Origin of the sequence: Streptomyces sp. DH12 (assembly GCF_020873895.1) — a bacterium.
Lineage (GTDB): Bacteria > Actinomycetota > Actinomycetes > Streptomycetales > Streptomycetaceae > Streptomyces.
Genome location: NZ_JAHWGT010000003.1, coordinates 178,214 through 200,948 on the forward strand (window position 1 = coordinate 178,214; position 22,735 = coordinate 200,948).

A 22,735-nucleotide genomic window follows, 5' to 3' on the forward strand; every position below is an offset into this window, starting at 1 on the left:
CCCGCCGCCACCCGCGCGCCCGCGGCCCGCCGTGACGGCCGCCGCCACGGGGCGCCGGGAAGCTCGGCGGAGCGGCCGGAAACGTGCTGGTGGGCGGTACCGGCCCCGCACCAGCGTGAACGATCATGCAGGACGACACGAGCGGCACGGACCGCTTCACGGGTGTGCGGCGCACGGTGTGGCGGCGGGAGGACTCCGCCTGCGGACGGAGGAGTCCGGCGATCCGGACGCTCCGGCGGTGCTGCTGATGCGGGCGGGTGCCCAGGGCGTGCAGTGGAACGACGGTCTTCCAGCGGCTGGTGGCGGGGGCGCCGCCGCGTCATCCGGTACGACCACCGCGACACCGGCCTCTCCTCCACGGTGGACTTCGCCGCCCACCCGTACACGGTCGCCGACCCGGCGGACGACGCCCTCGTCGACCGGCCCGGCGTCACGTGCCGGTGAGCTTGTCGAGGTCGGGGGCGTAGACGGTCATCCAGTGCGGGTTCAGCCGGTAGTAGACGACCTCGCGGTTCCAGTCGAAGGTGTCGTCTCCGTAGAAGTCCTTCAAGTAGGCGAGGAGTTCCTGCCAGTCGGCCGTGGTCTCGGCGGCCTCGGGATTCATCACCTCCACCGTGCCGTGGGTGAACACGCCGAGGTCCTCGCCGCGCATGTGCGCGACGCTGGCGGCCGGACGGGCCGCGAGATGACGGGCCTTGGCGGCGTTGCGCGCCGTGCCGAAGTGCCACCGGCCGTGCAGGAAGTGCCCGTCGGCGCCGCTGATCCGCGGTTCGCCCTTTGCGGTCACCGTCGAGAGGGCGAGCGTGCACATGCCGGTGAGGACCCCGGTGAGCTGCGCCGCCGTGATGGTGCGGCCCTCGACGATCGAGCGGAGGTGTGCGGTCGAGCCGGAGAGGGACGAGTCGAGGAGGGACTGGAGCTTGTCGAGTTCTTCTGGGGTTTCGCGCATACGCCCATCGTCGGCCGTAAACCCGACACCCTCTGTCGTCATTGATGAAGCAGCGGTGAGGTTGCTCCGCGCGGGTCGCGCTCGGTGCTGCGTGGGTGGTGACAGGCGGGGGACGAACGCCGGGACCGGTTCATGTGTTCGCTGATCGACCAGCCATGATGTGCCGCCGCGACGGATGTCGTGGTCTCTCTCGCCATCGCGGTGATCGGGTCGGTGGCAACCGTGACCCGCGCGCGGCCCCGTGCGGTGTCACCGCGGGTGTCCCGCCGCCCGGGGTGGTAGACCGGGAGGGGCGCCCCGGTACCGGGCGGCCGCCGTCCCGGAGCGAAGGAGACCCGCCGTGCCGACCGACGACCCCGCCGAGACCGAAGGCCCGCCGCCCACCACCCCGATCGTCGTCCTCGGTGTCGTCCCCGCCGACCCGCCGTACCGGGTGGTCGAGATCCGCGGCGAGGTCGTCGGGACGGCCCGCGACGTCCTGGACGTCATCCGCCTCGCCCACCACGCCGGCCTCACCCACGTGGACCTCGACGACCCGGCCGTGGTGCGGTGGGTGGGCGGCGGGAAGTACCGGTGGGGCCCCCGGTGAGCCGCCCGGCCCCCGCGTCCGTGCCCGCGGCCCGTCAGGCGGCGGAGCGGGCGGCCCGCGGCCTGCGGCGCAGTCCCGGGTCGGTCAGGGACGGCGGGCTCCAGACCCCGTCGGCGCGGTAGAGGTCGGTCCCCGGCGGGACGATCGCGTCGATCCGGTCGAGGACGTCGTCGTCCAGGACGAGGTCGGCGCCCTTCAGCGTGGCGTCCAACTGCTCCCGCGTGCGCGGACCGACGATCACCGACGTGACGGCCGGGTGCGCCGGCGGGAAGGCGACCGCCAGCTCGGGCAGCGTACGGCCCAGGTCGTCGGCGACCGCGACCAGCTCCTCGACGGCTTCGAGCTTGGCGGCGTTCACCGGCAGCGCCGGGTCGAACCGCCCGGGCGTCAGCGCGGCCCGTCCGCTGCCCAGGTCGATGGGACGGCCCTTGCGGTACCTGCCGGTCAGGAACCCCGAGGCCAGCGGGGACCACGTCAGCGCCCCCATGCCGAGCCGCTCCACGACGGGCAGCACGTGCGCCTCGACGCCCCGGGCCAGCAGCGAGTACGGCGGCTGCTCGGTGCGGAAGCGCATCAGGCCCCGGCGCTCCGCGACGTGGTGCGCCTCGACGATCTCCTCCGCCGGGAACGTCGAGCAGCCGAAGGCCCGCACCTTCCCCTGCCGCACCAGGTCGCCGAGGACCGACAGCGTCTCCTCGACGTCGGTGGCGCGGTCCGGCCGGTGCACCTGGTACAGGTCGATCCAGTCGGTGTCCAGCCGCCGCAGGCTGTCCTCCACCGCCCGCAGGATCCAGCGGCGGGAGTTGCCGCCGCGGTTGCGCCCCTCGCCCATCGGGAAGTGCACCTTCGTGGCGAGCACCACGTCGTCCCGCCGGCCGCGCAGCGCCTTGCCGACGATCGTCTCCGACTCGCCGGCCGAGTACATGTCGGCGGTGTCGACGAAGTTGACCCCCTGGTCGAGCGCGGCGTGGACGATCCGTACGCAGTCGTCGTGGTCGGGGTTGCCGACGGCGCCGAACATCATGGTGCCGAGGCAGTAGGTGCTCACCTCCATGCCGGTGCGGCCGAGGCTGCGGTAGCGCATGCTCATCTCCTGGGGACGGGCCGACGGGTCGGCCGGGCGGGCGCGGCGCGGTGCCGCCGCGACGCCGGTGACGCTACGAGCTGGAGCGCACTCCAGCGCAAGACCCGCCGCCCCGCGCCCGGCCGCCCGTCCGTCAGGGGACGGTCGGTGCGGGGGGCGTCCAGCGGCGGGCGGGGGACGGGCGCGAGGTGACGCCGAAGTCCTTCTTGAGGTGCTCGGGGATGGCGTAATGCATGACCCGCCCGCGGGTGAGGGAGCTCAGCTCGAACAGGGTGGTGAAGTGGCCCAGGCGGTCCAGTGCCCAGCCGGCGAAAGGCGACCGGTCCTCGATGGTCTCCAGTACGCCCAGCAGCGCCGGCACCGCCTTGGCCACGCCGTCCCACGCGCTGCGCGGCACGTCCAGCCAGTCGGCGCAGGTGTCGCCGATCAGGTACCGGACGAGCGCGCCGACGACCGGGTCGAAGAACGTGCCCGGCACCACCTCCTCGTACAGCTCGACGAGTTGCCGGGTGAGGTGCGCGCCCTCCTCGCTGGGGCCCATGTACCGGACCATGTACAGGTCGAGGAAGCGGCGGGCGTCCTCCAGGTTCTCGGGGGAGTGCGCCTGGTCCACGCCGAGCATGGCGCCGACGACCCGCCAGGCGTAGTAGTACGCCTCCGCCCCCTCGGCGCTCATGTGGATGTTGAGCCGGTGGAGGCTGTCGAGGACGAGCAGCGAGAAGAGCATCTGCCCGCCGATCATGTCCTCCTGACAGATCGGCGTGCCCAGCCGCGCCGTGTCCCAGTGCCCGTCGCGCTTCAGGTGGTGGCGGATCGACGCGTGCAGCAGCCGCACCTTCTGCGCGGCGGGCACGAAGCGGCTGCCCGCCTCGAACGCGTCGGGCTGCATCAGGTGGACGGTGAACTGCCCGGTCTCCGCCATCCGCTTGGACGGGTAGGCCAGCGAGTGCGTGGTGCTGAGCAGCTTCGCGACGTGCGGGATGACGTAGCAGGCGGGCATGGAGGCGAAGGACAGCGCCGTGGAGATGTGCACGTTGTTGTCGATGAAGAACAGCCGCGCCTTCTCCATCATGTCCCAGTCCACCCAGTGCGGTGGGGTGCTCGTCGCGTTCAGGTACTCGCGCGCGACGTCCGGCAGCCCCTCGGGGAGGGGCGCGCCGGCCGTGGAGACGTAGCGCATGAGGGTGTTGAACGTGCCGACCTGCCCGCGTTCGAAGAGGGTCGCGACCGTGGCGTCGGCCAGTTCGTCCCCGGCCTCCCGAAGGGCGTCGAGGGAGGCGTCGGTGTAGTGCGTCATCGGGTCCCCTTGCGTCAGTGGTGGCGGTCCGTGGCGCCGTGCGCCAGATCGGTCAGGGCGCGCGCGGCGTGCGGCGGGAGGTCGGCGTCGTCCAGGGCGTGCCGCGCCTCGGTCACCCGCGCGAGGATCATCCGCTCGACGCGGTCGGGCGCGCCCGTGCGCCTCATCACGGCTCGTACCGCGTCGAGGTCGGCGTCGTCGCACGGGCGCCGCCCCAGCAGCCGGCGCAGCTCCCGGCGGCCGGCGTCGTCCGCGGCGTGCCAGGTCTCGGCGAGCAGGGCGGTGGGGCGGCGGGCCCTGATGTCGTCGCCGTTCTCCTTGCCGGTGCGGTCGCGCTCGCCGAACAGCCCGAGCAGGTCGTCGCGGAGCTGGAACGCCTCGCCGAGCGGCAGCCCGTACGCGGTGAACGCCTCCCGCAGGCGCGGGCCCGCGCCGCCCAGGGCGCCACCGATGTGCAGCGGGTGCTCGACGGTGTACTTGGCCGTCTTGTACCGGATGACCTTCAGCGAGTCGGAGGTGTCGGGGCGGCGGCCGGTGTGCAGGATCTCCAGGCACTCGCCCGCGACGAGCTCCCGGGCGAGCGTCGCCCACAGGGGGCGGGCGCGAGCGAGGTAGGCGGCGGGCAGCCCGCTCGTGGTGAACAGCCGGCCCGCCAGCGACATCAGCAGGTCGCCGACGAGCATCGCCAGCCCGCGCGCGGCGGCCGCGGCGTCCTCCCGGTCCGGTGCCAGGCTCGCGCGCAGGGCGACGTGCGCGGTGGGCAGGCCGTGCCGCAGGGGGCTGTCGTCGATCAGGTCGTCGTGCACGACGGCGGCCGCGTGCACCAGCTCCATGGACGCCGCCGCCCGGACCAGGGCGTCGCTGTCGGGTTGGCCGGCCGCGCGCCACCCCCAGTAGCAGAACGCCGCGCGGAGCCGCTTGCCGTGGGCGACGGCGGCCTCCAGTTGATCGGCGACCGGCTTCAGCTCCGCGTCGACGGCGACCAGTTCGTCCGCCTCGTGGGCCGTGAACCGTCCGAGCACCTCGTCGACGCGCGCCTTGAAGGCCACCGGGTCATGGCTGCCGGTCATCGCCGCCCTCGGCGCGGCGCGCGGCGGCGTGCCGGGCGAGCGTCTCCAGGTGGGCCGGCGGCACGGTCGCGTACCGGTCCAGCACCAGCCGGCCGCGGGCCTTCAACTCCTCCTGCGCGTCACCGGCCAGCCCGTCGCCGTCGGTGCGCCGCAGCGCCCCGCGCACCCCGCCCAGCAGGGACGCCACCCCGCTCGCCGCCACCTCGGCCAACCCCGCCACCAGCAGCACCGCGTCACCCGCGGGGCTCGTGCGCCCTGTCTCGTCCACCGTGAGTCCTCTCGTCCCCGCCGAGAGTGGCGGATGGTGATCCGGAACGCCCGGGGAACTCACCTTCGGACGAAAACCGCCCGACTTCCGGCAGACGGCGGCCACTGCCTGCTAGGGGCCGCGCCGACCGGCGGCTGTCCGCCCCTCCGGCCGCACGCGCGGGAGCCGCCGGGGACCGGTGAGGGTCCCCGGCGGCTCCGGGTGTTGCCGGGACGGCGGAATTACTCGACCGTCATGTACGCGCCCTCGACCGCGCCGCCGCTGGCGATGACGGCGCCGCCCTGGGACTGCAGGTAGTGCCCCTCCATGGCGCTGAACTCCGCCGCGTGGAACCTGCCGCCGTTGTCGTCGTACTCGCCGGCGGCGGCGGGGGCTGCTCCGATCGCCATCGCGGCAGCGGCCAGGGCGGCGCAGGCAAGGGCCTTCTTGATCATGTGTTCCTCCGGGTCGCGGGGCACGCCGCCCGGTCGTTCCGGGCGGTGGCTTCTCGCAGGGGAGGGTTCCCGTCCGGCCGGGCGGGGCAGCGCACCGCGCGGGGAGCCCACCCTTTCGAGCGGCAGCCGCCTGGCCGGTACCACGGCTGCGGGTCCGCCGGGGCCCCGGCGCGCCCGCAGCCGCCCCGTCGGCCCGCCGGGTGCCGTGGCGGTTGCTCCGTCCGGCCGCCCGGGTGCGCCGGGCGGGTGAGGCGGGCGGTCAGGGGGCGGCGGTGATGTACGCCTCGGCGGCCTGCTTGCCGATGCCGAGGCCGCTGAGCGGCCCCTCACCGTTCTCGAACTCCAACTGCGCCAGCAGCAGGTGCCCCGGGCCGACGTACTGGTGGCCGAGGCGCAGCGCCTCGCGCAGGGTCAGCTCCAGGACCTTCTTGGCGTCCTGGCCGTACGGGACGAGGGACGGCGGCTCCTCGACCGCCGGGGGCAGCGCCGCCGTCGCGGCACGCCGCACGTCCTCCACCGACACCCCCTGCGCGGTGATGGCGCGCACGGCCACGGTGTCCGGCTCGCCGACCAGCCCGAGGGCGAGGTGGGCGAGGCCGATCTCGGCGCTGCCGGCACCCTGGGCGGCGGTGTGCCCGGCCATCACGACCTTGCGGGCCTCGTCGTCGAACCGGCCGAACCCCTGGCCGGGGTCCACGTCGGAGGGCTCGCCGGGCCCCTTGGGGACGAACCGCTTCTGGGCGGCCTGCCGCGTGACGCCCATGCTCCTGCCGATGTCGGTCCAGGAGGCTCCCGAGCGCCGGGCCTGGTCGACGAAGTGCCCGATGAGGTGGTCGGCGATCTCGCCGAGGTGGTCGGCGGCGATGACGGCGCTGGACAGCTGGTCGAGGGTGTCGGGGTGGGTCTTCTTGATGGCGCTGATGAGGTCGTCGAGGCGGATGGACGAGGTGGCGCCTTCCGAATGCGTCATGTGTCAACGGTAGGTTGACACCCCCTCCCCGTCAACCTCGGGTTGACATCCGTATGGTGCCGACGAGTACCGGTCGCCGCCGCCCCCTCCCCGCCTCCGTCGCGCCGCCGCAGGCCGCGGGCGCGGCCGAGCGCCCCCGTCCGGTCGGGCGCCGGCGCCGCGCGGGGGGGCGTCACCGTCCCCACGCTCGGCGCGTTCACGGCGGCCGTCGCCGGCGACCACCCGAAGGCGGTCCGCGCCCCCCGTCCGGGCGGGTCGGCAGCGGCTCCTTCGCTGCCCCGCCGTACACCTACGGCGCCGCACCGGCCTCGTCGGTCGTCGCGTCGACCACGCGGGCGGCGCCGGAGGCCGGGGAGGTCCGCTGTCGGGGGCGGGGGCTAGAGTGCCCGTGCGCATGTGCGTTCGACGCGCGTGCGTCCTGGCGAAGGGGAGGGCATGCAGAGCCAACTCAAGGACGTGGCCACCGACTTGGCGGCAGTCCTCTGGCGGCAGCACACGCTGTACCGCGAACGGTCGGGGGCGGTCGTCATCCGGGGGGAGCACGTCCGGCGCTGGATCAGCCTCTCGCCGAGGGGCACCCGCGACGAGGTCCTCATCCGCGCGGGCCGCATCCTCGACGGCGGCACCACCGCCCCGGCCCGCTCCGAGGTGGTGGTGCGCCTCGCGGCCGGTCGCGACGAACTGGCCGCCGTGTGCCGCCGCCTGTTGGCCGAGGCCGCCGCGGAGCCGACGCCCGCACGGGCGGAGCGCGCGGGCACCCGCGCCGGTGCCCGCCGCCGCGGCGGCGCGGCGGCGCCCCCCGCCGACCGGGGCCGTGCCGCGAAGGGCGGCCGCTCCCGGCACACGGGCCTGCGGTCCTGGGTGATCCTCCTGGGTGTGATGGGGCTCGTCGGCGTGTACGCGTACCACGTCTCCGCCGCCTACCGCTGACCTCCGACGGCCCGCCGTCCGCCCCGGCGCCCGCCCACCAGCGCCCACCGGGCCCGCCCGCCCCCGCCCGCCTGTCGCCCGGTCACGGGCCCGGTGGCGCGGCGGTGCTGGAGCGGACCACCAGCTCCGTGGGCAGCTCCAGCGGGCCGTCCGGCCGTTCGCCCGCCGCCAGCCGTACGAGCAGCCCCACCGCCGCGGCCGCCATCCCGGCCTCGGGTCGACGTACGGTCGTCAGCCCCGGGACGGCCCACCGCGCGCCGGGCGCGTCGCCGTAACCCAGGACGGACACGTCCGCGGGCACGCGCAGGCCCCGTTCCGCGAGCGCCGCGTAGACGCCGGGGGCCATCGCGTCCGAGCAGACGAAGACGGCCGTCGGAGGCTCCGGCAGGTCCAGCAGTTCCCCCATGCGCAGCCGTGCGCCGAGCTCCTGCGGCGTGCCGGGGGAGAGGGCGCGGTGGTACTCGGGGCGGTGCGGGAGCCCGGCGGAGGCGAGGGCCGCGCGCCAGCCGGCGAGCCGCCCGCCGCCGGCGCGTTCCGCGGCGCGGTCACCGCCGACGCCCGCGTCCGCCTCCCCTTCCCCGGCGGCCGTCCCGGACGCGTCCCCGGGACCGGCGACCGCCGCGATCCGCACGTGGCCGAGCGCCAGCAGGTGGCGGGCCACCGCCGCTCCGCCCCGCCGGTCCGCCGCTCCGACCGACGCGGTGTCCGGCGGCGGCTGCCGTACCGGATCGAGCAGCACGTACGGCAGCCGGTGGCGGACCAGGCGCGCGGCCGAGCCCGCCGCCACCGCGTCCCGGTGGAACAACACGCCCGTCGTGCCCCGGGAGGCGATCCGGTCGAGCCGGTCGGGGCCCAGGTGCCGGCCGGCCGAGACGACGAGTTCGAGGCCGGCGGCGCGGGCCGCGCGCTCGGCGCCGCGCAGCACCGCCGCCGTCCCCGGGCCCTCCAGGGAGGCCAGGGCGAGGTCCACCATGCCGTACCGCCGGGGCGCGGCGACCCGCCGACGCGGTACGTACCCCAGCCGGTCGAGTACCTCCGCGACCCGGCGCCGGGTCTCGGGTGCCACGTCCTCGCGGCCGTTGACGACCTTCGACGCGGTGGGCACCGACACGCCCGCCTCGCGGGCCACGACCGCCAGCGTCGGTCCGGCGGGGCTCGCTGTGGGCGTCATGGCACCTCCCGGATCGGCGTAGCAAGCGCTTCCTACCCTAGGCGGCGCCGCCCCCCGACCGGCCCGAACCGGCCAACCGGCAGACCTCGGCCGACGGCGGCCCGCAGGCGCCGGACGGCGGTCGGAGGGGCCGTGGCGGGTCGCCCCCGCAGGGGTCGGCGGCGTCACCGGGGTGCCTTCCGTGGTACCGGGGGCCGCCGACCCCGAGGAGGTGACCCGCCACGGCCCCGACCCCACCCACCGGTGTGGCGCCCCGACCCCGAACGCCGTGAGGCTACGGCCGGAGCCGGGCCGCCACGTCCGTGATCGCCGCCGGCCCCACCCGGCAGCAGCCGCCGACCAGCCGCGCCCCGGCGCGCCGCCACGCCTCCGCCAGGTCGGCCGAGAACGTCGGCCGACCGCGCCAGGCGCGTGCCCGCGCGTCCCACACCTCACCGCTGTTCGGGTAGGCCACCACCGGCTTGCCCGTCACCCGCGCCGCGAGCGCGACCGCCCGCTCCGTCTCCTCCGGGGCGCAGCAGTTGACGCCGACCGCCACCACCTCCTCCGCGTCCGCCGCGAGCCCGAACGCCTCCTCCAGCGGCCGGCCCGCCCGGGTGAGCCCGCCGGCGACCGTGTACGACAGCCAGGCCGGCACGCCCAGGCCCCGTACCGCCCGCAGCAGGGCGCGCGCCTCGTCGGCGTCGGGCACGGTCTCCAGGGCGAGGACGTCGGGCCGGGCCGCGGCGACCACCTCCAGGCGCGGACGGTGGAACGCCTCCAGCTCGGCCGTGCCCAGCCCGTAGCGGCCGCGGTACTCCGAGCCGTCGGCCGGCATCGCTCCGTACGGGCCGACGGACGCGGCCACCCACAGCGGACGGGTGGCGCCGGCGGCGCGGGCCCGGCGGGCGGCCTCGCGGACCAGGTCCACGCTCCGGGTGAGGAGCCGCGCCGTCCCGGCCCGGTCGACGCCGCGCCGGGCGAACCCCTCGAAGGTGGCCTGGTACCCGGCGGTGGTCACCACGTCGGCGCCCGCCCGGTAGTAGGCGAGGTGGGCGGCGACCAGGGCCTCCGGGTCCTCGGCGAGCAGCCGGGCCGACCACAGGTCGTCTCCCAGGTCGTGGCCCTGGGCCTCCAGTTGGTTGGACAGGCCGCCGTCGAGGACCAGGGCGGCGGTCGGGGAGGTGAGGGCGGTGGTGAACGGGGTCATGGCGGTGAAGGTAGCGAAGCGCGTCCCGTCCGCCCCGTTGACCTCTCCGCGTCACGCCTCTACGGTTTCGCCGTTCGGAATCACAGATACTGTTCGACATCACGAACGTAAGGCAGGCGAAGACCCCATGAACCCCCGTCACGTCCTCGGCCGTCGACTCCTCCTCCAAGGCGCGGTGGCCACCGGCGCCCTCGCGGCCGCACCGGGCGCGGCCCGCGCCGCCGACGGACCGCTCCCGGCCGCCCCCACGGCCCCCGCCGCCCACAGCGCCCCCACCTCCTCCGCCGCCCGGGCTCCAGGCCCGCTCCCGGGCCGCCCGTACGCGAATCCGCTGGTCCGCAACCGCGCGGACCCGCACATCCACCGTCACACCGACGGCCGGTACCACTACACCGCGACCGTCCCCGAGTACGACCGCATCGTGCTGCGCCGGTCACGGACCCTGCGGGGCCTGGCCACCGCGGACGAGGCCGTCGTGTGGCGCCGGCACACCAGCGGCGACATGGCCGCCCACATATGGGCGCCGGAGCTGCACCACATCGACGGCCGCTGGTACGTGTACTTCGCCGCCGCTCCGGCCCACGACGTCTGGCGCATCCGGATGTGGGTGCTGGAGAACCGGCACCCCGACCCCTTCCGGGGGACGTGGACGGAGCGCGGAATGATCACGACCGCCTGGGACACCTTCTCGCTCGACGCCACCACCTTCACCCACCGCGGCAGCCGCTACCTGGCGTGGGCGCAGCACGAGCCCGGCACGGACTCCAACACCGGCGTCTTCCTCTCCCGGATGGCCGACCCGCTGACCCTGACCGGCCCGCAGGTGCGGCTGACCACGCCGGAACACCCCTGGGAGTGCGTGGGCTTCAAGGTCAACGAGGGAGCCGCGTTCCTGCGGCGCAACGGGCGGGTCTTCATGACGTACTCGGCCAGCGCCACCGACAGCAACTACTGCCTGGGCCTGCTCACCGCGGACGACCGCGCCGACCTGATGGACCCGGCCTCCTGGACGAAGTCCCCGGTGCCGGTGTTCACCAGCGACGACACCACCCGCCAGTACGGTCCGGGCCACAACAGCTTCACCGTCGCCGAGGACGGCCGGACGGACGTGCTCGTGTACCACGCCCGGCAGTACCGGGAGATCGTCGGGGATCCGCTGCACGACCCGAACCGGCACACCCGGGTGCAGCGGCTCGGCTGGAAGCCCGACGGCACCCCTGACTTCGGAGTCCCGGTCCCCGACCACACCTGAGGCCCCCTCGACGCCCACTCCACCGGACCCCGGAAGGCACCCACCCGAACCCACCCCGCCCCGGCAAGGCCCGACACCCACCCATGCACCACACCCGACCCGACCCGACCCGACCCGACCCGACCCGACCCGACCCGGCCCGGCCCGGCCCGGCCCGGCCCGGCCCGGCCCGGCCCGGCCCGGACGAGCGTCGACTCAGAGCCGGGACCCGACCCCGGGTACGGTCCAGGCCGGCGCGGTCCCGGTCAGCTGGCAGATCATCAGGTACAGCGGGATGGGCGGGGTGTAGGGGGAGGTGCCGCCGGGGCGGCGCAGCAGCCGCGGCCGCCGGTCGGGGACGAACCCGCCGGGCGCGTAGCAGGCGGGCAGGGGCCAGCGCAGGTCGGCGTCGGAGCCGGACGGCACGAGCCACCACCACCAGTCGGAGTCGGCGAACACGCAGCCGTCGCCGGGCAGCCGGCTGAGCAGCCGCATCCCGTGCCGAGCCGGCACCCCCACGGCGTCGTACCCGAGGGCGGCGGGGAGGTGGGGCGGCGGGGCCAGCTGGACCTCGCCGAGCGCGTCCTCCCCGTGGGCCCCGCCGCCCCGCTCCCCCTGCCGGCCGCGGGTGGACAGCAGGGTGACCATCGACCTCAGCACGGGTCCGCCGTGTCGTGGAGCAGTTCCGCCCAGACGACGCGGCCCGCCCCGTGGCGGGTGCCGTGGCTGCCCCAGGCGCTGCTGACGGCGTCGACGAGTATCAGGCCGCGGCCGCATTCCTCCCGGTCGGTCGGTCGGGGGCGGGTGCCGGCGCAGCCCTCGTCGTGGACGGCGATCCGCACGTGCGCGCCGCGGTCGCGCAGCTCGCACACGACGCGGCCGCTGCCGGTGTGCACGACGGCGTTGGTGAACAGCTCGGAGACGACCAGTTCGGCGGTCTCGCCGACCTGCCCGGCCAGGCCCCACAGGGCGAGCCGCTCGGCGACGAGTCGGCGGGCGCGGCCGACGGCCCGGGCCTGTGCGGGCAGCTCGAAGGCGAATCGACGCAGGTCGGGGGCGTCAGGGGCGTCGGCGGCGTGGGGGTGCGGGGCGGCCGGCCGGTGGCGCGGCGCGGGCGGGGCGTCGGGGTGCCGGTGGGGATGGGCGGTCAGCGGTCGCGCGGCCATGAGCTGGGGGGTGAGCGCATTACCAGGTGCCACGACCGATTCCTCACATGGGAGCGGCGCCGTGCGCCGCATCTCCCCGGGGCAGAGCGCGCGGCAGCCGCGTGAACTGGTTCACCGACTGGTTCATCGGAATACTTTCCTCCCGTCGGAGACACTTGGCAAGTGGCACTCTGAAATTTGCAGAGTGCCGTGTGCTGTCTGGCGTTCCCATGGCACACTCGACGAAAAAGCGCGTGGGGAGGTCAGAAGTGAGCGAGCCGCGGTCCGCCCCCACCGTGGGACAGGTCGTTCTCGGCAAGCGACTCCAGCATCTGCGGGAGAGAGCGGGTCTGAAGCGGGAGGAGGCCGCCAGGGTCCTGCACGTCGCCCCGGCCACCATCCGCCGCATGGAGACGGCCGAGGTCGCGCTGAAGATCCCGTACGTGCAGCTGCTCCTCCAGGCGTACGGCGTCGAGGACGAGGAGGCGGCCGGCTTCGTGCAGCTGGCCGAGGAAGCCAACCGGCCCGGCTGGTGGCAGCGCTTCCACGACGTCCTGCCGACCTGGTTCAGCATGTACGTCAGCCTGGAGGGCGCCGCCGGCCTCATCCGGGCGTACGAACCGCACTTCGTCCCCGGGCTCCTCCAGACGGAGGACTACGCCCGCGCCGTGCTGCGCGCGGGGGCGGTCGGCCGGGTCACGCCGGAGGACATCGAACGGCATGTGGCCCTGCGCATGGAGCGGCAGGCGCTGCTGACCCGTCTCGACCCCCCGAAGTTCTGGGTGATCATGGACGAGACGGTGCTGCGCCGCCGGCCGCCCGGTACGGGCCCGGCGGTCATGCGCGCCCAGGTCGACCGGCTCGTCGAGGCGGCCGAGCTCCCGCACGTCACCCTCCAGGTCGCCGAGTTCGCGACGGGGCACCACCCCGGCACGTACGGCCCCTTCGTGCTCTTCCGGTTCGCGGTGCCCGAACTCCCCGACATGGTCTACAGCGAGTACCTGACCGGCGCGGTCTACCTCGACGCGCGCCCCGAGGTGGCCTCCCACCTCGAGGTCATGGACCGCATGGCGGCGCAGGCCGCCACCGCGCAACGTACGAAGGAAATCCTCCGGGCTTTCCGCAAGGAGCTGTGAATGGTTCGCATATACAACGGCATGCCCGCCGCCGAACTCGGCGCCGAGGGGTGGCACAAGCCGTGGAGCGGCGGCAACGGCGGCAACTGCATCGAGGCCATGAAGCTGGCCGACGGCAGGGTCGCGGTGCGCCAGTCCGCCGACCCTGACGGCCCCGCGCTCATCTACACCCCGGCCGAGATCGCCGCCTTCATCCAGGGCGCCAAGTCGGGGAAGGCCGACTTCCTCCTCACCTGAGCGAGCGTCATATGCTGTCGACCGCCCGGCGGTCGACCCCGCGGAGCCGCGGCCCCGCGGGCCACCCCGCCGCCCCGGCGCGCCCCGTCCGGCCACCGGCACCGCCCCGCCGTCGGCCCCGTCCGGCCGCCGGCACCGCCCGGTGCCGACCACGTCCGACACTGACCACGTCCGACCCCCGACCCCTGGAGCAGCCGATGACCGGGAACGACACCGCCACCGAGGGCGCCCCCGCCGACGGCGTACGGATCGACACCAGCAAGCCCCATCCCGCCCGGATGTACGACTGGTTCCTCGGCGGCAAGGACAACTACCCCGTCGACGAGGAGATGGCCCGCCGGCTGCTCACCATCGACGCCCGCGGCCGCGACATGGCCCGCGTCAACCGCGCCTTCATGCACCGCGCGACCCGCTGGCTCGGCGCGGCCGGCGTCCGCCAGTACCTCGACATCGGCACGGGCATCCCCACCGAGCCCAACCTGCACCAGATCGCCCAGCAGGTGGCGCCCGAGTCGCGGATCGTCTACTGCGACAACGACCCGATCGTCCTGGCCCACGCCGCGGCGCTGCTGCGCTCCACGCCCGAAGGCGCCACCGCCTACATCCAGGCCGACGCCCGCGACCCGCGCACCATCCTGGAGCAGGCGGGCGAGGTCCTCGACTTCACCCGTCCGGTGGCCCTGTCCATGCTCGCCCTGCTGCACTTCGTCGACGACGAGGACGGCGCCTACGAGCTGCTCGCCCGGCTGGTCGAGCGCCTGGCCCCGGGCAGCTACGTCGTCCTGTCGCACGTGACGAGCGAGTTCGACCCCGAGGGCGCCGCCAAGGCACGTGCCGTCTACCGGGAGCGCGGCCTCACCCTGCGGCCCCGCAGCCGCGAGGAGTTCGGCCGCTTCTTCGACGGTCTTGAGCTCGTCGAGCCGGGCGTCTCGCTGACGGCGGAGTGGCACCCCGAACTCGGCGAGCCCGTCCCGGTGGCGGGCGACGAGCCCATCCCGGGGTACGCGGCGGTCGCGCGCAAGCCCTGAAAGCCCCGGCCCCCGACACCCCCGGCCCCGACACCCCCCCGCCCCCGCACCCCCCTCGGCATCCCCGTCCGCCCGGCACTCCCGTCCGCCCCGCGTCCCCGAGCCGCCACCGGCGCCACACGGCGGCCGCACCCCGGCGCGGGGCACCCCAAGCCCGGCACCCCAAGCCCGGCGCCCCACCGCGGGGCGCCCCGGTGAACCGGAGGTGCTCCGCGACCGTGATGAAGGAGGGCCGTGGCGGCGTCGGGGGGCGCCGCCGCGCCTTCAGCCGAGGTACGCCAGCTCGGGGTGCTCGGCCCGGTAGGCGTCCAGCAGTCGCCGGCCCACCGCCACGGAGTCGACCAGCGGGTGCAGCGCGAACGCCTTGACCGCCGCCTGCCGCGAACCGCTCTCCGCCGCCGCGAGCACCTCCCGCTCGACCGCCTTCACGGCCGCAACCAGCCCCACGGCGTGGTTCGGCAGCGGCGCCGCGGCCATCGGGTGGGCGCCGTTCGCGTCGACCAGGCACGGCACCTCGACCACGGCGTCGACGTCCAGCACCGACAGCGTCGACCGGTTGCGGACGTTCAGGATCAGCGTGGAGCGCTCGTCCCGCGCGACGGCGCGCATCAGCGCGAGCGCCACCTGCTCGTAGCCGCCCGGCACCAGGTCCTCCTCGGCCCGGCCCGCCTCGTCGCCGGCGGCCGTGCGGTTGGCCGCCATGTACGTGGCCTCCCGCTCGGCGAGGGTGTGCCGCCACGCGTCGAAGGCGCGCACCTCCGGGCGGGCGGCCGCCGCGTAGAACCCGGCCTGCTGGTCGCGCAGGTACGCCCCGCGGGTGCGCACGGCCTCCCGGTAGGCGCGGACCGTCTCGCGGTTGAAGTAGTAGTAGTGCAGGTACTCGTTGGGGATCGCGCCGAGCGAGCGGAGCCAGTCGGCGCCGAACAGCCGGCCCTCCTCGAACGAGCCGAGCGCCGCCTCGTCGGCGAGGAGCCGCGGCAGCACGTCGCGCCCGTCGACGCGCAGCCCGCGCAGCCAGCCGAGGTGGTTCAGGCCCACGTAGTCGACCCACGCCCGTGCCGGGTCCGCGCCCAGCACCCGTGCCACCCGGCGGCCCAGCCCCACGGGCGAGTCGCAGATGCCGACGACGCGGTCGCCCAGCACCCGTGACATCGCCTCCGTGACGAGGCCCGCCGGGTTGGTGAAGTTGATGACCCAGGCGGCCGGTGCCAGCTCGGCCACCCGCCGGGCCACGTGGACGGCCACCGGTACCGTCCGCAGCCCGTACGCGACCCCGCCCGCGCCCACCGTCTCCTGCCCGAGCACCCCTTCGGCCAGCGCCACCCGCTCGTCCGCCGCGCGTCCCGCGAGGCCGCCGACGCGGATCGCCGAGAAGACGAAGTCGGCGCCCCGCAGCGCCTCGTCGAGATCGGTGGTCGTGGTCACGGCCGGTGCGTCCGGCACGCCCGCCGCCTGGTCGGCCAGCACCCTGCCGATCGCGGCGAGCCGCGCCCCGTCCACGTCGTGCAGGACGACGCGGGTGACCCGGCCCTCCCCGTGGTCGGCGAGCAGCGCCCGGTACACCAGGGGCACCCGGAACCCGCCGCCGCCCAGAATCGTCAGCCTCATGCCCCGTACGCTACTGCGCGGTCATCCCGGACCGGGGCCGCGCCGCAGCATGGGCCCGGGCCCCACCGCCGGCCGCGCCGCGGACCCGGCCGCCCCACGGGCCGGGGCCCCGAGGGCCGGGGGCGGAGCCGGGCCTCAGCCCAGGTCGAGCGCGTTGGGCAGACCCAGGCGGTGGCGGAACAGGTCGTGCCGCCGCAGGGACTCGATCTCCGGTGCCCGGAACAGCGGGCGCACCACGCAGCGCGGCGCGTCCGAGCCGGACCGGTCCAGCAGCGCGTTCACGGCCTGACGGGCCGCCGCGTTGGCGCCCTCCATCGTCGCCAGGTCGATGTCGACGGAGACGTAGTCGCCCGCCAGGTACAGGTTCGGCACGCGCGTCCGCGCCTGCGGCCGGTCGTGGAACGTGCCGACGGGGTGGATCAGCAGCTCGTCCTCGTTCGTGGGGTGCGGGGTGCCGAGCCCGTCGACACCCGGGTCCAGGAACCACGAGTGCAGCGCGCCGTCCTTCAGCGCCTGGTGCCCGGTGTCGTTCAGCGCGGCCTTCAACTGCGCCCACACCTCGCGCGCGACCTGGTCCCGGGTGCACTGCTTCGCGGTCCGCCCGTACAGGATCCCCGGCCGGTCCCACTCCGAGACGTCCACCGACAGGCAGTCCACGACCACCCCGTCGCCGTACCGTGCGGCGAAGTCCCCGCCCGTCCAGTGGTGGGCCTGCGCGATGGCCGTCAGCGACCAGGGCGAGTCGATGCAGTTGACGTGCCCCCGCACCAGCGGCGGACGCTCGGTCAGGTAGAACTGGATGCCCGTCATCCAGTCGGTCCGCAGCCGGTCGCAGCGCGCCAGCTGCGGGTCGGCCGCCCGCAGCGCCGGGCCCCAGGTGCGGCGGGCGTGCTCGACGGGCAGCGCGCAGACGTAGTGCCCGGCGGTGACCTCGTGACGCGCGCCCCGCGCGTCGTCGACCAGCGCGGCGCTGATCCGCCCGTCGCCGTACCGCAGTTCCCGCAGCGTCCAGCCGATCCGGAACTCCACGCCCAGCGCCCGCAGGTGCGCCACCCACGGGTCGATCCACGCCTCGTTGGTGGGCGCGTTGAGGATCCGGTCGGGCGGGCCGTCCGCGCCCCGGCCGAGCGCGTTGAGGACGAACGCCTCGCCGAGCGTGCCGACCGTGCGGGTGCTGGCCTCCTCGGCCTTGGTGGCGACGATGTTGCGCGTCACGCCGATCGCGAGGATCCGCTGGTAGTCCTCCGACATCCGGGCCGCCCGCGTGAACTCCCACCAGGGCGTGCGCTCCCACACCTCGTCGCGCCGCTCCTGGCAGCTGGTGAGGAAGACGAGCGCCCGGTTGACGAAGTAGGCGGTCTCGTGGAGGGGCAGGTTCAGGGCGGTGTCGAGCAGGGCGGTCAGCGCGCGGCGCAACTCGTCGAGGGTGAGGCGTTCGGGCCGGTGCCCGGGCCAGGGGATGGGGAAGCGCAGGTCCTCGCGGCCGGTGCGGGCGAACATCATCTCCCCGGGCGCGACGAGGTTGTCGAAGACCCCGTTCGGGTTGCCGGGGAACGGGATCCGCCGCATCGTGTCGGGCAGGTTTTGGTAGATGCCCGGGATGAAGCGGAAGCCGTGTTCCGCGGGGAGCGGTCTGCGTCCGCCCCGGGCGCTGCCGGGCACGTCCATGCTGCGGGCCTTCCCCCCGAGCGCGCGCCGCTCGTAGACCGTGACGTCGAAGCCCCGCTCGGCCAGCTCGTGAGCGGCCGTCAGCCCCGCGACGCCGCCGCCCAGCACGGCCACGGAGCGGTCCGGGGCGTCCGCCGGCCCGGGGGAGCGGGGCGCGGCGGCCCGGGCGGTCGGCGCCACGCCGGCGACCCCCGCCCCGGTGACGGCGGCGGCGCCCGCCACGAACGTGCGTCGCGTCGTACCCGTACGGTTCATGCCCGTCCCCTTTTACCGGCGGTAACTACCACGTCCGGCGCAGGACGATAGGGCCGCCTCCCATGACCCGGAAGCACCGTGCGGCCCCCGCCGCACAATGGCCGGAAACCGGCCCCGGGCGGCGCCGGGCAGAATGGGCGCATGTCGCCACGCAAGCCACGCCCCCGTACCGCCCCCGCCCGTGCCGCCGCGCCGGCCCCCGCTCCGGCCGTCGGGCCGGACGCGCCCTGCCCGTGCGGGTCGGCGGCGGCGTACGGGCGGTGCTGCGGACGCTTCCACTCCGGCGCCGAGCGGGCCCCGACGGCGGAGCGGCTGATGCGTTCGCGCTACAGCGCCTTCGTCCTGCGCGACGAGGCGTACCTGCTGCGCACCTGGGCGGCGGCGACCCGCCCCCGCACGGTCGACTTCGACCCGGAGACCCGCTGGACGGGCCTGGAGGTCCTGGACACGACGGACGGCACGCTCTTCCACACCACCGGTACGGTGACCTTCGCGGCCCACTACACCCACGCCGGGGAGCCGGGCGCGCTCCGCGAGCGCAGCCGCTTCGAGAAGGACGGCGGGGCGTGGGTGTACGTGGACGGGACGTTCGACTGACGGAGCGTCCGGACGGCCCCGGGGCGGCCGTCCGGCGGGCGGCGGACGGCCCCGGGGGACCCGCGGCCGCGGACGGCGGGCGGGTCGGCGGGTCAGCGGATGCCGCCGCCCGGGCGGAGCACGAGGCCCGGGTTGTAGGCGGCCAGCACCTTGTTGGCGCGGGCCAGCGCCGCCAGGGCGTGCTCCCGGTCGGCCTGGTCCTCCTGGCACATGGGGCCGCGGAAGCGGCGCACCTCACGCGCGGCGCACTCGGCGTCGATCTCCGCCTGGAGCACCCCCATCGGCATGCAGGACCCGATCAGCGCGGCGACGTGGTCGGGGATCGGCACGGGGATGAGACGCGACACGGTCACGTGAGGTCCTTTACTGCTGTCCTGCTTGTGGCAGGCGTCCGGGTGCGGGATGTACCCCCCTATGGTGACGGCTCCCGGACGGTGGTCCGTCCCCGGGGCCGCCTCCCGGCCTCCGGCCGCCCGGTGTCCGGGGACGGCCGCGGGGTACCCGACCTGGTCGGAGGTGACCGCCATGCCCGAGCCAGGCAGCAAGAAATACGACATCCACCGCGCGCGACTCCGCAAGGAGGCGGAGAACCACGGCGTCTCCGACCGGGACGCCAACGACCAGGCGAACGCCACCCTCCAGGCGCGCCCCGAGTGGCGCTCCCGCGGCCCCCGCACCGAGCGCGGCCGCGGCCCCGAGGACGAGCGGGGGACCGGGGGCGAGCACCGGGGCGGATGACAGCCGGCCCCGTGCCGCCCCCGGCGGGGTGCGGCACGGGCCGGCCCGTGTCACGATCCGACCGGCCGCCGGCCGCCGGCCGCCGGCCACCAGTCATCGGCCGCCGGCCACGGCCCGCCACGCCTGCCGCCGCCGCCACCGCCCCGCGCCCGTCACGGGCCGGACAGCACCTCGTCCAGGTCGTAGGAGACCGGTTCCTCCAGTTGCTCGTAGCCGCAGCTCTCCGGCGTCCGGTCCGGGCGCCACCTGCGGAACTGGGCCGTGTGGCGGAACCGGTCGCCCTCCATGTGGTCGTAGCCCACCTCGCACACCCGCTCGGGGCGCAGGGCCACCCAGGACAGGTCCTTCTTCCCCGACCAGCGGCTCGGCGCCCCCGGCAGCCGGGCGCTCTCGTGCGCGGCGGCCTCCCCCCAGGCCGCCCACGGGTGCGCGTCGGGCGGGTCCATGACCAGCGGCGCCAGCTCCTCGACCAGCTCCGCGCGGCGCCGGGCCGTGAAGGCGGCGCACACGCCGACGTGCTGGAGCGCGCCGCGGTCGTCGAACAGACCGAGCAGCAGCGAGCCCACCACCGGGCCGCTCTTGTGGAAGCGGTATCCGGCCACCACCACGTCGGCGGTGCGCTCGTGCTTGATCTTGTACATGAGGCGGGTGTCCGGCCGGTAGGGCAGGTCGAGCGGTTTGGCGACGACCCCGTCGAGGCCGGCGCCCTCGTACTGCTCGAACCACCGGCGGGCCTCCTCCACGTCGGTCGTCGCGGGCGCCACATGGACCGGCGGCCGCACCTCCGCCAGGGCCCTCTCCAGGGCGGCGCGGCGCTCGGTCAGCGGCGCGTCCAGCAGGGCGGTGTCGTCCAGCGCGAGCAGGTCGAACGCGACGAACCGGGCCGGGGTCCGCTCGGCGAGCGTCCGCACCCGCGACTCCGCCGGGTGGATCCGCTCCGAGAGGCGGTCGAAGTCCAGCCGCCCGCCGTGGGCGACGACGAGTTCGCCGTCCACGACGCACCGCTCCGGCAGCAGCTCCCGCACCGCCGCCACCACCTCGGGGAAGTACCGGGTGAGCGGTTTGCCGGTCCGGCTGCCGATGACCACCTCGGCGCCGTCCCGGTGGACGACGGCGCGGAAGCCGTCCCACTTCCCCTCGTAGTGCATCCCGGGCGGGATGGTCTTGACGCTCTTGGCCAGCATCGGCTTCACGGGCGGCATCACCGGCAGATCCATGGCACGATTCTGCGCCCGGACCGACCCGATATGCGCGTTCTGTTCCCTCCGCCTACCGTGGCGGCATGGCAGAAGCGGTGGAGCTGGAGGCGGGCGGACGCACGGTGCGCCTGTCCAACCCGGACAAGGTGTACTTCCCGGAGCGCGGTTTCACGAAGCTGGACGTGGCCCGCTACTTCCTCGCCGTCGGCGACGGCATCACCCGGGCCCTGCGCGACCGGCCCACCACGCTGGAGCGCTTCCCCGACGGGGTCGGCGGCGAGTCGTTCTTCCAGAAGCGGGCACCGAAGAACCTCCCCGAGTGGATCTCCACCGCCCACATCGCCTTCCCCAGCGGCCGCTCGGCCGACGAGATCCGCCCCACCGAGGTCGCCGCCGTCCTGTGGGCGGCCAACCTCGGCACGCTCACCTTCCACCCCTGGCCCGTCCGGGGCGACGCCACCGACCACCCCGACGAACTGCGCATCGACCTCGACCCCCAGCCGGGCACCGGCTTCGCCGACGCCGTGCGCGCCGCCCACGAACTGCGCGCGCTGCTCGACGAGTACGGCCTGCGGGGGTGGCCGAAGACCTCCGGGGGGCGCGGCCTGCACGTCTTCGTCCCCATCGAGCCGCGCTGGACCTTCACCGGGGTGCGCCGCGCCGCCATCGCCGTCGGCCGCGAACTGGAGCGCCGCATGCCCGGCCGGGTCACGACCGCCTGGTGGAAGGAGCAGCGCGGCGAGCGGATCTTCGTCGACTACAACCAGACGGCCCGGGACCGCACCATCGCCTCCGCCTACTCCGTCCGCCCCCGGCCGCACGCCCCGGTCTCGGCCCCGCTGCGGTGGGAGGAGCTCGACGACGTCGAGCCGCGCGACTTCGACCTGATCACCATGCCCGTCCGGTACGCCGACCACGGCGACGTCCACGCCGACATGGAGGAGTACGCCTTCGGCCTGGAGGGGCTGCTGGAGCTCGCCGAACGCGACGAGCGCGACCACGGGCTCGGCGACCTCCCGTACCCGCCGGACTACCCCAAGATGCCCGGCGAGCCCAAACGGGTGCAGCCGAGCCGCGCCAGGAAGGAGTGAGCCCCCATGCCCACCCCCCGCCCCCTCCCCGGCTCGCCGGCCTGGATCGACCTCGGCACGCCCGACCTCGACGGGGCGCGGACGTTCTACGGGGAGCTGTTCGGCTGGGACCTCGCCCCGGCCGGCCCGGAGACGGGCGGCTACGGCATGTTCCGCCGCGCCGGCGCGAGCGTCGCGGGCGCCATGACCGTACCGCCGGAGCACGGGAACGGCGGCGGCTCGGCCTGGACGCTGTACTTCCGCACCCCGGACGCCGACGCGACCGCCACGGCCGTCCGCGCGGGCGGCGGCAGCGTGACGCTCGACCCCATGGACGTCCTCGACCTGGGCCGCATGGCCCTGTTCACCGACCCGACGGGCGCCGGCTTCGGGGTGTGGCAGCCCGGGACGCACCAGGGCCTCGACGTGGTGGGCGAGCCGAACGCCCTCACCTGGACCGAGCTGTACACCTCCGACCCGGTCGCCGACCTCTCCTTCTACGACCAGGTCTTCGGCATGGAGGCCCACACCGCGAGGCCGGGCGGCGCGTACACGCTGCTCCAGCCGCCGGGCGGCGGGCCCGACGCGCCCGCCGACGCCTTCGGCGGGGTCGTCCCGCTCGCCGCGGACCCGTCCGAGGAGGCCGACGGCCCCTCGTGGGCGCCGTACTTCGAGGTGGCCGACCTCGACGCCGCCGTGGAGCTGGCCGAACGGCTCGGCGGCGCGGTCCGCCGCGGCCCCGGCGCCCTCGCCGGCCTCGGCCGCGGCGCCAAGCTCACCGACCCCCACGGCGCCCGCTTCGCGGTCCTGGAGCGCGCGCCCGCCACCCCGTGAGGAGGGGCGCCGCGGCGGGGACACGCCCCGCCGGGGAA

General features: G+C 75.5%; 26 protein-coding genes. 11 read left to right on the forward strand and 15 right to left on the reverse strand.

Annotated elements, in window-relative coordinates; translation table 11 throughout:
* Positions 1 to 273 precede the first annotated feature (273 nt).
* Entirely contained in the window at positions 274 to 444 is a 171-nt protein-coding gene (locus tag LPA54_RS04005; protein ID WP_228973748.1) for a hypothetical protein, read from the forward strand.
* Here the strand turns inward: LPA54_RS04005 and LPA54_RS04010 are convergent.
* Positions 431 to 949 carry a pyridoxamine 5'-phosphate oxidase family protein gene (locus tag LPA54_RS04010; protein WP_228973750.1) on the reverse strand — a complete coding sequence of 173 codons (519 nt, stop codon included), beginning with the start codon at positions 947 to 949 and terminating at the stop codon, positions 431 to 433. The genes LPA54_RS04005 and LPA54_RS04010 overlap by 14 nt on opposite strands.
* A 340-nt stretch (positions 950 to 1,289) precedes the next feature.
* Here LPA54_RS04010 and LPA54_RS04015 point away from each other — a divergent pair, with 340 nt between their 5' ends.
* The gene (locus LPA54_RS04015) at positions 1,290 to 1,538 is read left to right on the forward strand and encodes a hypothetical protein (protein WP_228973753.1); all 249 of its coding nucleotides are present in this window, start codon (positions 1,290 to 1,292) and stop codon (positions 1,536 to 1,538) included.
* Between the two features lie 34 nt (positions 1,539 to 1,572).
* Here LPA54_RS04015 and LPA54_RS04020 read toward each other — a convergent pair whose 3' ends face one another.
* From LPA54_RS04020 to LPA54_RS04045, 6 genes are all read right to left on the reverse strand, one after another.
* A complete protein-coding gene (locus LPA54_RS04020; RefSeq protein ID WP_228973754.1) occupies positions 1,573 to 2,622 on the reverse strand; it encodes an aldo/keto reductase in 1,050 nt (349 codons plus the stop codon).
* Positions 2,623 to 2,755: 133 nt separating this feature from the next.
* On the reverse strand, positions 2,756 to 3,919 hold the full coding sequence (locus LPA54_RS04025; RefSeq protein WP_228973756.1) for an oxygenase MpaB family protein: 1,164 nt from the start codon (positions 3,917 to 3,919) through the stop codon (positions 2,756 to 2,758).
* Between the two features lie 14 nt (positions 3,920 to 3,933).
* The gene (locus LPA54_RS04030) at positions 3,934 to 4,989 is read right to left on the reverse strand and encodes a polyprenyl synthetase family protein (protein ID WP_228973757.1); all 1,056 of its coding nucleotides are present in this window, start codon (positions 4,987 to 4,989) and stop codon (positions 3,934 to 3,936) included.
* Positions 4,973 to 5,257, reverse strand: coding sequence for a polyprenyl synthetase (locus LPA54_RS04035; protein WP_228973759.1), 285 nt, complete (start codon positions 5,255 to 5,257; stop codon positions 4,973 to 4,975). The genes LPA54_RS04030 and LPA54_RS04035 overlap by 17 nt, the downstream gene beginning before the upstream one ends.
* 221 nt (positions 5,258 to 5,478) lie before the next feature.
* Positions 5,479 to 5,691, reverse strand: a complete 213-nt coding sequence (locus LPA54_RS04040) for a hypothetical protein (RefSeq protein ID WP_228973761.1) — start codon at positions 5,689 to 5,691, stop codon at positions 5,479 to 5,481.
* Positions 5,692 to 5,950: 259 nt separating this feature from the next.
* Positions 5,951 to 6,661, reverse strand: coding sequence for a Clp protease N-terminal domain-containing protein (locus LPA54_RS04045; RefSeq protein ID WP_228973763.1), 711 nt, complete (start codon positions 6,659 to 6,661; stop codon positions 5,951 to 5,953).
* 435 nt (positions 6,662 to 7,096) lie between these two features.
* Between LPA54_RS04045 and LPA54_RS04050 the strand changes: the two genes are divergently transcribed.
* Positions 7,097 to 7,591, forward strand: a complete 495-nt coding sequence (locus tag LPA54_RS04050) for a hypothetical protein (protein ID WP_228973765.1) — start codon at positions 7,097 to 7,099, stop codon at positions 7,589 to 7,591.
* Between the two features lie 82 nt (positions 7,592 to 7,673).
* On the opposite strand, the gene LPA54_RS04055 is transcribed toward LPA54_RS04050, so the two are convergent.
* Positions 7,674 to 8,762 carry a LacI family DNA-binding transcriptional regulator gene (locus LPA54_RS04055; RefSeq protein ID WP_228973767.1) on the reverse strand — a complete coding sequence of 363 codons (1,089 nt, stop codon included), beginning with the start codon at positions 8,760 to 8,762 and terminating at the stop codon, positions 7,674 to 7,676.
* A 274-nt stretch (positions 8,763 to 9,036) separates the two neighbouring features.
* Positions 9,037 to 9,951, reverse strand: coding sequence for a homocysteine S-methyltransferase (gene mmuM, locus LPA54_RS04060; RefSeq protein ID WP_228973768.1), 915 nt, complete (start codon positions 9,949 to 9,951; stop codon positions 9,037 to 9,039).
* A gap of 127 nt (positions 9,952 to 10,078) precedes the next feature.
* Between mmuM and LPA54_RS04065 the strand changes: the two genes are divergently transcribed.
* The gene (locus LPA54_RS04065; RefSeq protein WP_228973769.1) at positions 10,079 to 11,203 is read left to right on the forward strand and encodes a family 43 glycosylhydrolase; all 1,125 of its coding nucleotides are present in this window, start codon (positions 10,079 to 10,081) and stop codon (positions 11,201 to 11,203) included.
* Between the two features lie 195 nt (positions 11,204 to 11,398).
* On the opposite strand, the gene LPA54_RS04070 is transcribed toward LPA54_RS04065, so the two are convergent.
* Both LPA54_RS04070 and LPA54_RS04075 read right to left on the reverse strand, forming a co-directional pair.
* Positions 11,399 to 11,842, reverse strand: a complete 444-nt coding sequence (locus LPA54_RS04070; protein WP_228973771.1) for a hypothetical protein — start codon at positions 11,840 to 11,842, stop codon at positions 11,399 to 11,401.
* The gene (locus LPA54_RS04075; RefSeq protein WP_228973774.1) at positions 11,836 to 12,381 is read right to left on the reverse strand and encodes an ATP-binding protein; all 546 of its coding nucleotides are present in this window, start codon (positions 12,379 to 12,381) and stop codon (positions 11,836 to 11,838) included. Before LPA54_RS04075 ends, LPA54_RS04070 begins: the two co-directional genes overlap by 7 nt.
* Before the next feature lie 215 nt (positions 12,382 to 12,596).
* On the opposite strand from LPA54_RS04075, the gene LPA54_RS04080 reads away from it, so the two are divergent.
* From LPA54_RS04080 to LPA54_RS04090, 3 genes are all read left to right on the forward strand, one after another.
* Positions 12,597 to 13,463: a helix-turn-helix transcriptional regulator gene (locus LPA54_RS04080; RefSeq protein WP_228973776.1), complete on the forward strand. Its 867-nt coding sequence runs from the start codon at positions 12,597 to 12,599 to the stop codon at positions 13,461 to 13,463.
* Positions 13,464 to 13,700, forward strand: a complete 237-nt coding sequence (locus tag LPA54_RS04085; RefSeq protein ID WP_228973777.1) for a DUF397 domain-containing protein — start codon at positions 13,464 to 13,466, stop codon at positions 13,698 to 13,700.
* Positions 13,701 to 13,897: 197 nt separating this feature from the next.
* Positions 13,898 to 14,728, forward strand: a complete 831-nt coding sequence (locus LPA54_RS04090; RefSeq protein WP_228973779.1) for an SAM-dependent methyltransferase — start codon at positions 13,898 to 13,900, stop codon at positions 14,726 to 14,728.
* Positions 14,729 to 14,992: 264 nt separating this feature from the next.
* Here the strand turns inward: LPA54_RS04090 and LPA54_RS04095 are convergent, their stop codons facing one another.
* The gene (locus LPA54_RS04095) at positions 14,993 to 16,336 is read right to left on the reverse strand and encodes a 6-phospho-beta-glucosidase (RefSeq protein WP_228973781.1); all 1,344 of its coding nucleotides are present in this window, start codon (positions 16,334 to 16,336) and stop codon (positions 14,993 to 14,995) included.
* Positions 16,337 to 16,471: 135 nt separating this feature from the next.
* Complete coding sequence (locus tag LPA54_RS04100) at positions 16,472 to 18,259, reverse strand: FAD-dependent oxidoreductase (protein ID WP_228973783.1); 1,788 nt, start codon at positions 18,257 to 18,259, stop codon at positions 16,472 to 16,474.
* A 141-nt stretch (positions 18,260 to 18,400) separates the two neighbouring features.
* On the opposite strand from LPA54_RS04100, the gene LPA54_RS04105 reads away from it, so the two are divergent.
* The gene (locus LPA54_RS04105) at positions 18,401 to 18,856 is read left to right on the forward strand and encodes a YchJ family metal-binding protein (RefSeq protein WP_228973784.1); all 456 of its coding nucleotides are present in this window, start codon (positions 18,401 to 18,403) and stop codon (positions 18,854 to 18,856) included.
* Positions 18,857 to 18,948: 92 nt separating this feature from the next.
* On the opposite strand, the gene LPA54_RS04110 is transcribed toward LPA54_RS04105, so the two are convergent.
* Positions 18,949 to 19,209: a hypothetical protein gene (locus tag LPA54_RS04110; RefSeq protein WP_228973786.1), complete on the reverse strand. Its 261-nt coding sequence runs from the start codon at positions 19,207 to 19,209 to the stop codon at positions 18,949 to 18,951.
* Positions 19,210 to 19,381: 172 nt separating this feature from the next.
* Between LPA54_RS04110 and LPA54_RS04115 the strand changes: the two genes are divergently transcribed.
* Complete coding sequence (locus LPA54_RS04115; protein WP_228973788.1) at positions 19,382 to 19,594, forward strand: hypothetical protein; 213 nt, start codon at positions 19,382 to 19,384, stop codon at positions 19,592 to 19,594.
* 152 nt (positions 19,595 to 19,746) lie between these two features.
* Here LPA54_RS04115 and LPA54_RS04120 read toward each other — a convergent pair whose 3' ends face one another.
* Positions 19,747 to 20,811, reverse strand: a complete 1,065-nt coding sequence (locus tag LPA54_RS04120) for an ATP-dependent DNA ligase (protein WP_228973790.1) — start codon at positions 20,809 to 20,811, stop codon at positions 19,747 to 19,749.
* Between the two features lie 65 nt (positions 20,812 to 20,876).
* Here LPA54_RS04120 and ligD point away from each other — a divergent pair, with 65 nt between their 5' ends.
* Together ligD and LPA54_RS04130 are read left to right on the forward strand one after the other, a co-directional pair.
* Positions 20,877 to 21,884: a non-homologous end-joining DNA ligase gene (gene ligD / locus LPA54_RS04125; protein ID WP_228973791.1), complete on the forward strand. Its 1,008-nt coding sequence runs from the start codon at positions 20,877 to 20,879 to the stop codon at positions 21,882 to 21,884.
* A 6-nt stretch (positions 21,885 to 21,890) separates the two neighbouring features.
* On the forward strand, positions 21,891 to 22,697 hold the full coding sequence (locus LPA54_RS04130) for a VOC family protein (protein ID WP_228973793.1): 807 nt from the start codon (positions 21,891 to 21,893) through the stop codon (positions 22,695 to 22,697).
* Positions 22,698 to 22,735: the final 38 nt, after the last annotated feature.

What these genes read in the sequence shown, in the direction of transcription:
- LPA54_RS04030 (WP_228973757.1), bottom strand. Translation starts at nt 4,989, where the DNA reads ATGACCGGCAGCCATGACCCGGTGGCCTTCAAGGCGCGCGTCGACGAG.
- LPA54_RS04020 (WP_228973754.1), bottom strand. Translation starts at nt 2,622, where the DNA reads ATGCGCTACCGCAGCCTCGGCCGCACCGGCATGGAGGTGAGCACCTAC.
- LPA54_RS04065 (WP_228973769.1), top strand. Translation starts at nt 10,079, where the DNA reads ATGAACCCCCGTCACGTCCTCGGCCGTCGACTCCTCCTCCAAGGCGCG.
- mmuM (WP_228973768.1), bottom strand. Translation starts at nt 9,951, where the DNA reads ATGACCCCGTTCACCACCGCCCTCACCTCCCCGACCGCCGCCCTGGTC.
- LPA54_RS04040 (WP_228973761.1), bottom strand. Translation starts at nt 5,691, where the DNA reads ATGATCAAGAAGGCCCTTGCCTGCGCCGCCCTGGCCGCTGCCGCGATG.
- LPA54_RS04085 (WP_228973777.1), top strand. Translation starts at nt 13,464, where the DNA reads ATGGTTCGCATATACAACGGCATGCCCGCCGCCGAACTCGGCGCCGAG.
- LPA54_RS04025 (WP_228973756.1), bottom strand. Translation starts at nt 3,919, where the DNA reads ATGACGCACTACACCGACGCCTCCCTCGACGCCCTTCGGGAGGCCGGG.
- LPA54_RS04130 (WP_228973793.1), top strand. Translation starts at nt 21,891, where the DNA reads ATGCCCACCCCCCGCCCCCTCCCCGGCTCGCCGGCCTGGATCGACCTC.
- LPA54_RS04090 (WP_228973779.1), top strand. Translation starts at nt 13,898, where the DNA reads ATGACCGGGAACGACACCGCCACCGAGGGCGCCCCCGCCGACGGCGTA.
- LPA54_RS04095 (WP_228973781.1), bottom strand. Translation starts at nt 16,336, where the DNA reads ATGAGGCTGACGATTCTGGGCGGCGGCGGGTTCCGGGTGCCCCTGGTG.
- LPA54_RS04105 (WP_228973784.1), top strand. Translation starts at nt 18,401, where the DNA reads ATGTCGCCACGCAAGCCACGCCCCCGTACCGCCCCCGCCCGTGCCGCC.
- LPA54_RS04100 (WP_228973783.1), bottom strand. Translation starts at nt 18,259, where the DNA reads ATGAACCGTACGGGTACGACGCGACGCACGTTCGTGGCGGGCGCCGCC.
- LPA54_RS04115 (WP_228973788.1), top strand. Translation starts at nt 19,382, where the DNA reads ATGCCCGAGCCAGGCAGCAAGAAATACGACATCCACCGCGCGCGACTC.
- LPA54_RS04120 (WP_228973790.1), bottom strand. Translation starts at nt 20,811, where the DNA reads ATGGATCTGCCGGTGATGCCGCCCGTGAAGCCGATGCTGGCCAAGAGC.
- LPA54_RS04055 (WP_228973767.1), bottom strand. Translation starts at nt 8,762, where the DNA reads ATGACGCCCACAGCGAGCCCCGCCGGACCGACGCTGGCGGTCGTGGCC.
- ligD (WP_228973791.1), top strand. Translation starts at nt 20,877, where the DNA reads ATGGCAGAAGCGGTGGAGCTGGAGGCGGGCGGACGCACGGTGCGCCTG.
- LPA54_RS04010 (WP_228973750.1), bottom strand. Translation starts at nt 949, where the DNA reads ATGCGCGAAACCCCAGAAGAACTCGACAAGCTCCAGTCCCTCCTCGAC.
- LPA54_RS04050 (WP_228973765.1), top strand. Translation starts at nt 7,097, where the DNA reads ATGCAGAGCCAACTCAAGGACGTGGCCACCGACTTGGCGGCAGTCCTC.
- LPA54_RS04045 (WP_228973763.1), bottom strand. Translation starts at nt 6,661, where the DNA reads ATGACGCATTCGGAAGGCGCCACCTCGTCCATCCGCCTCGACGACCTC.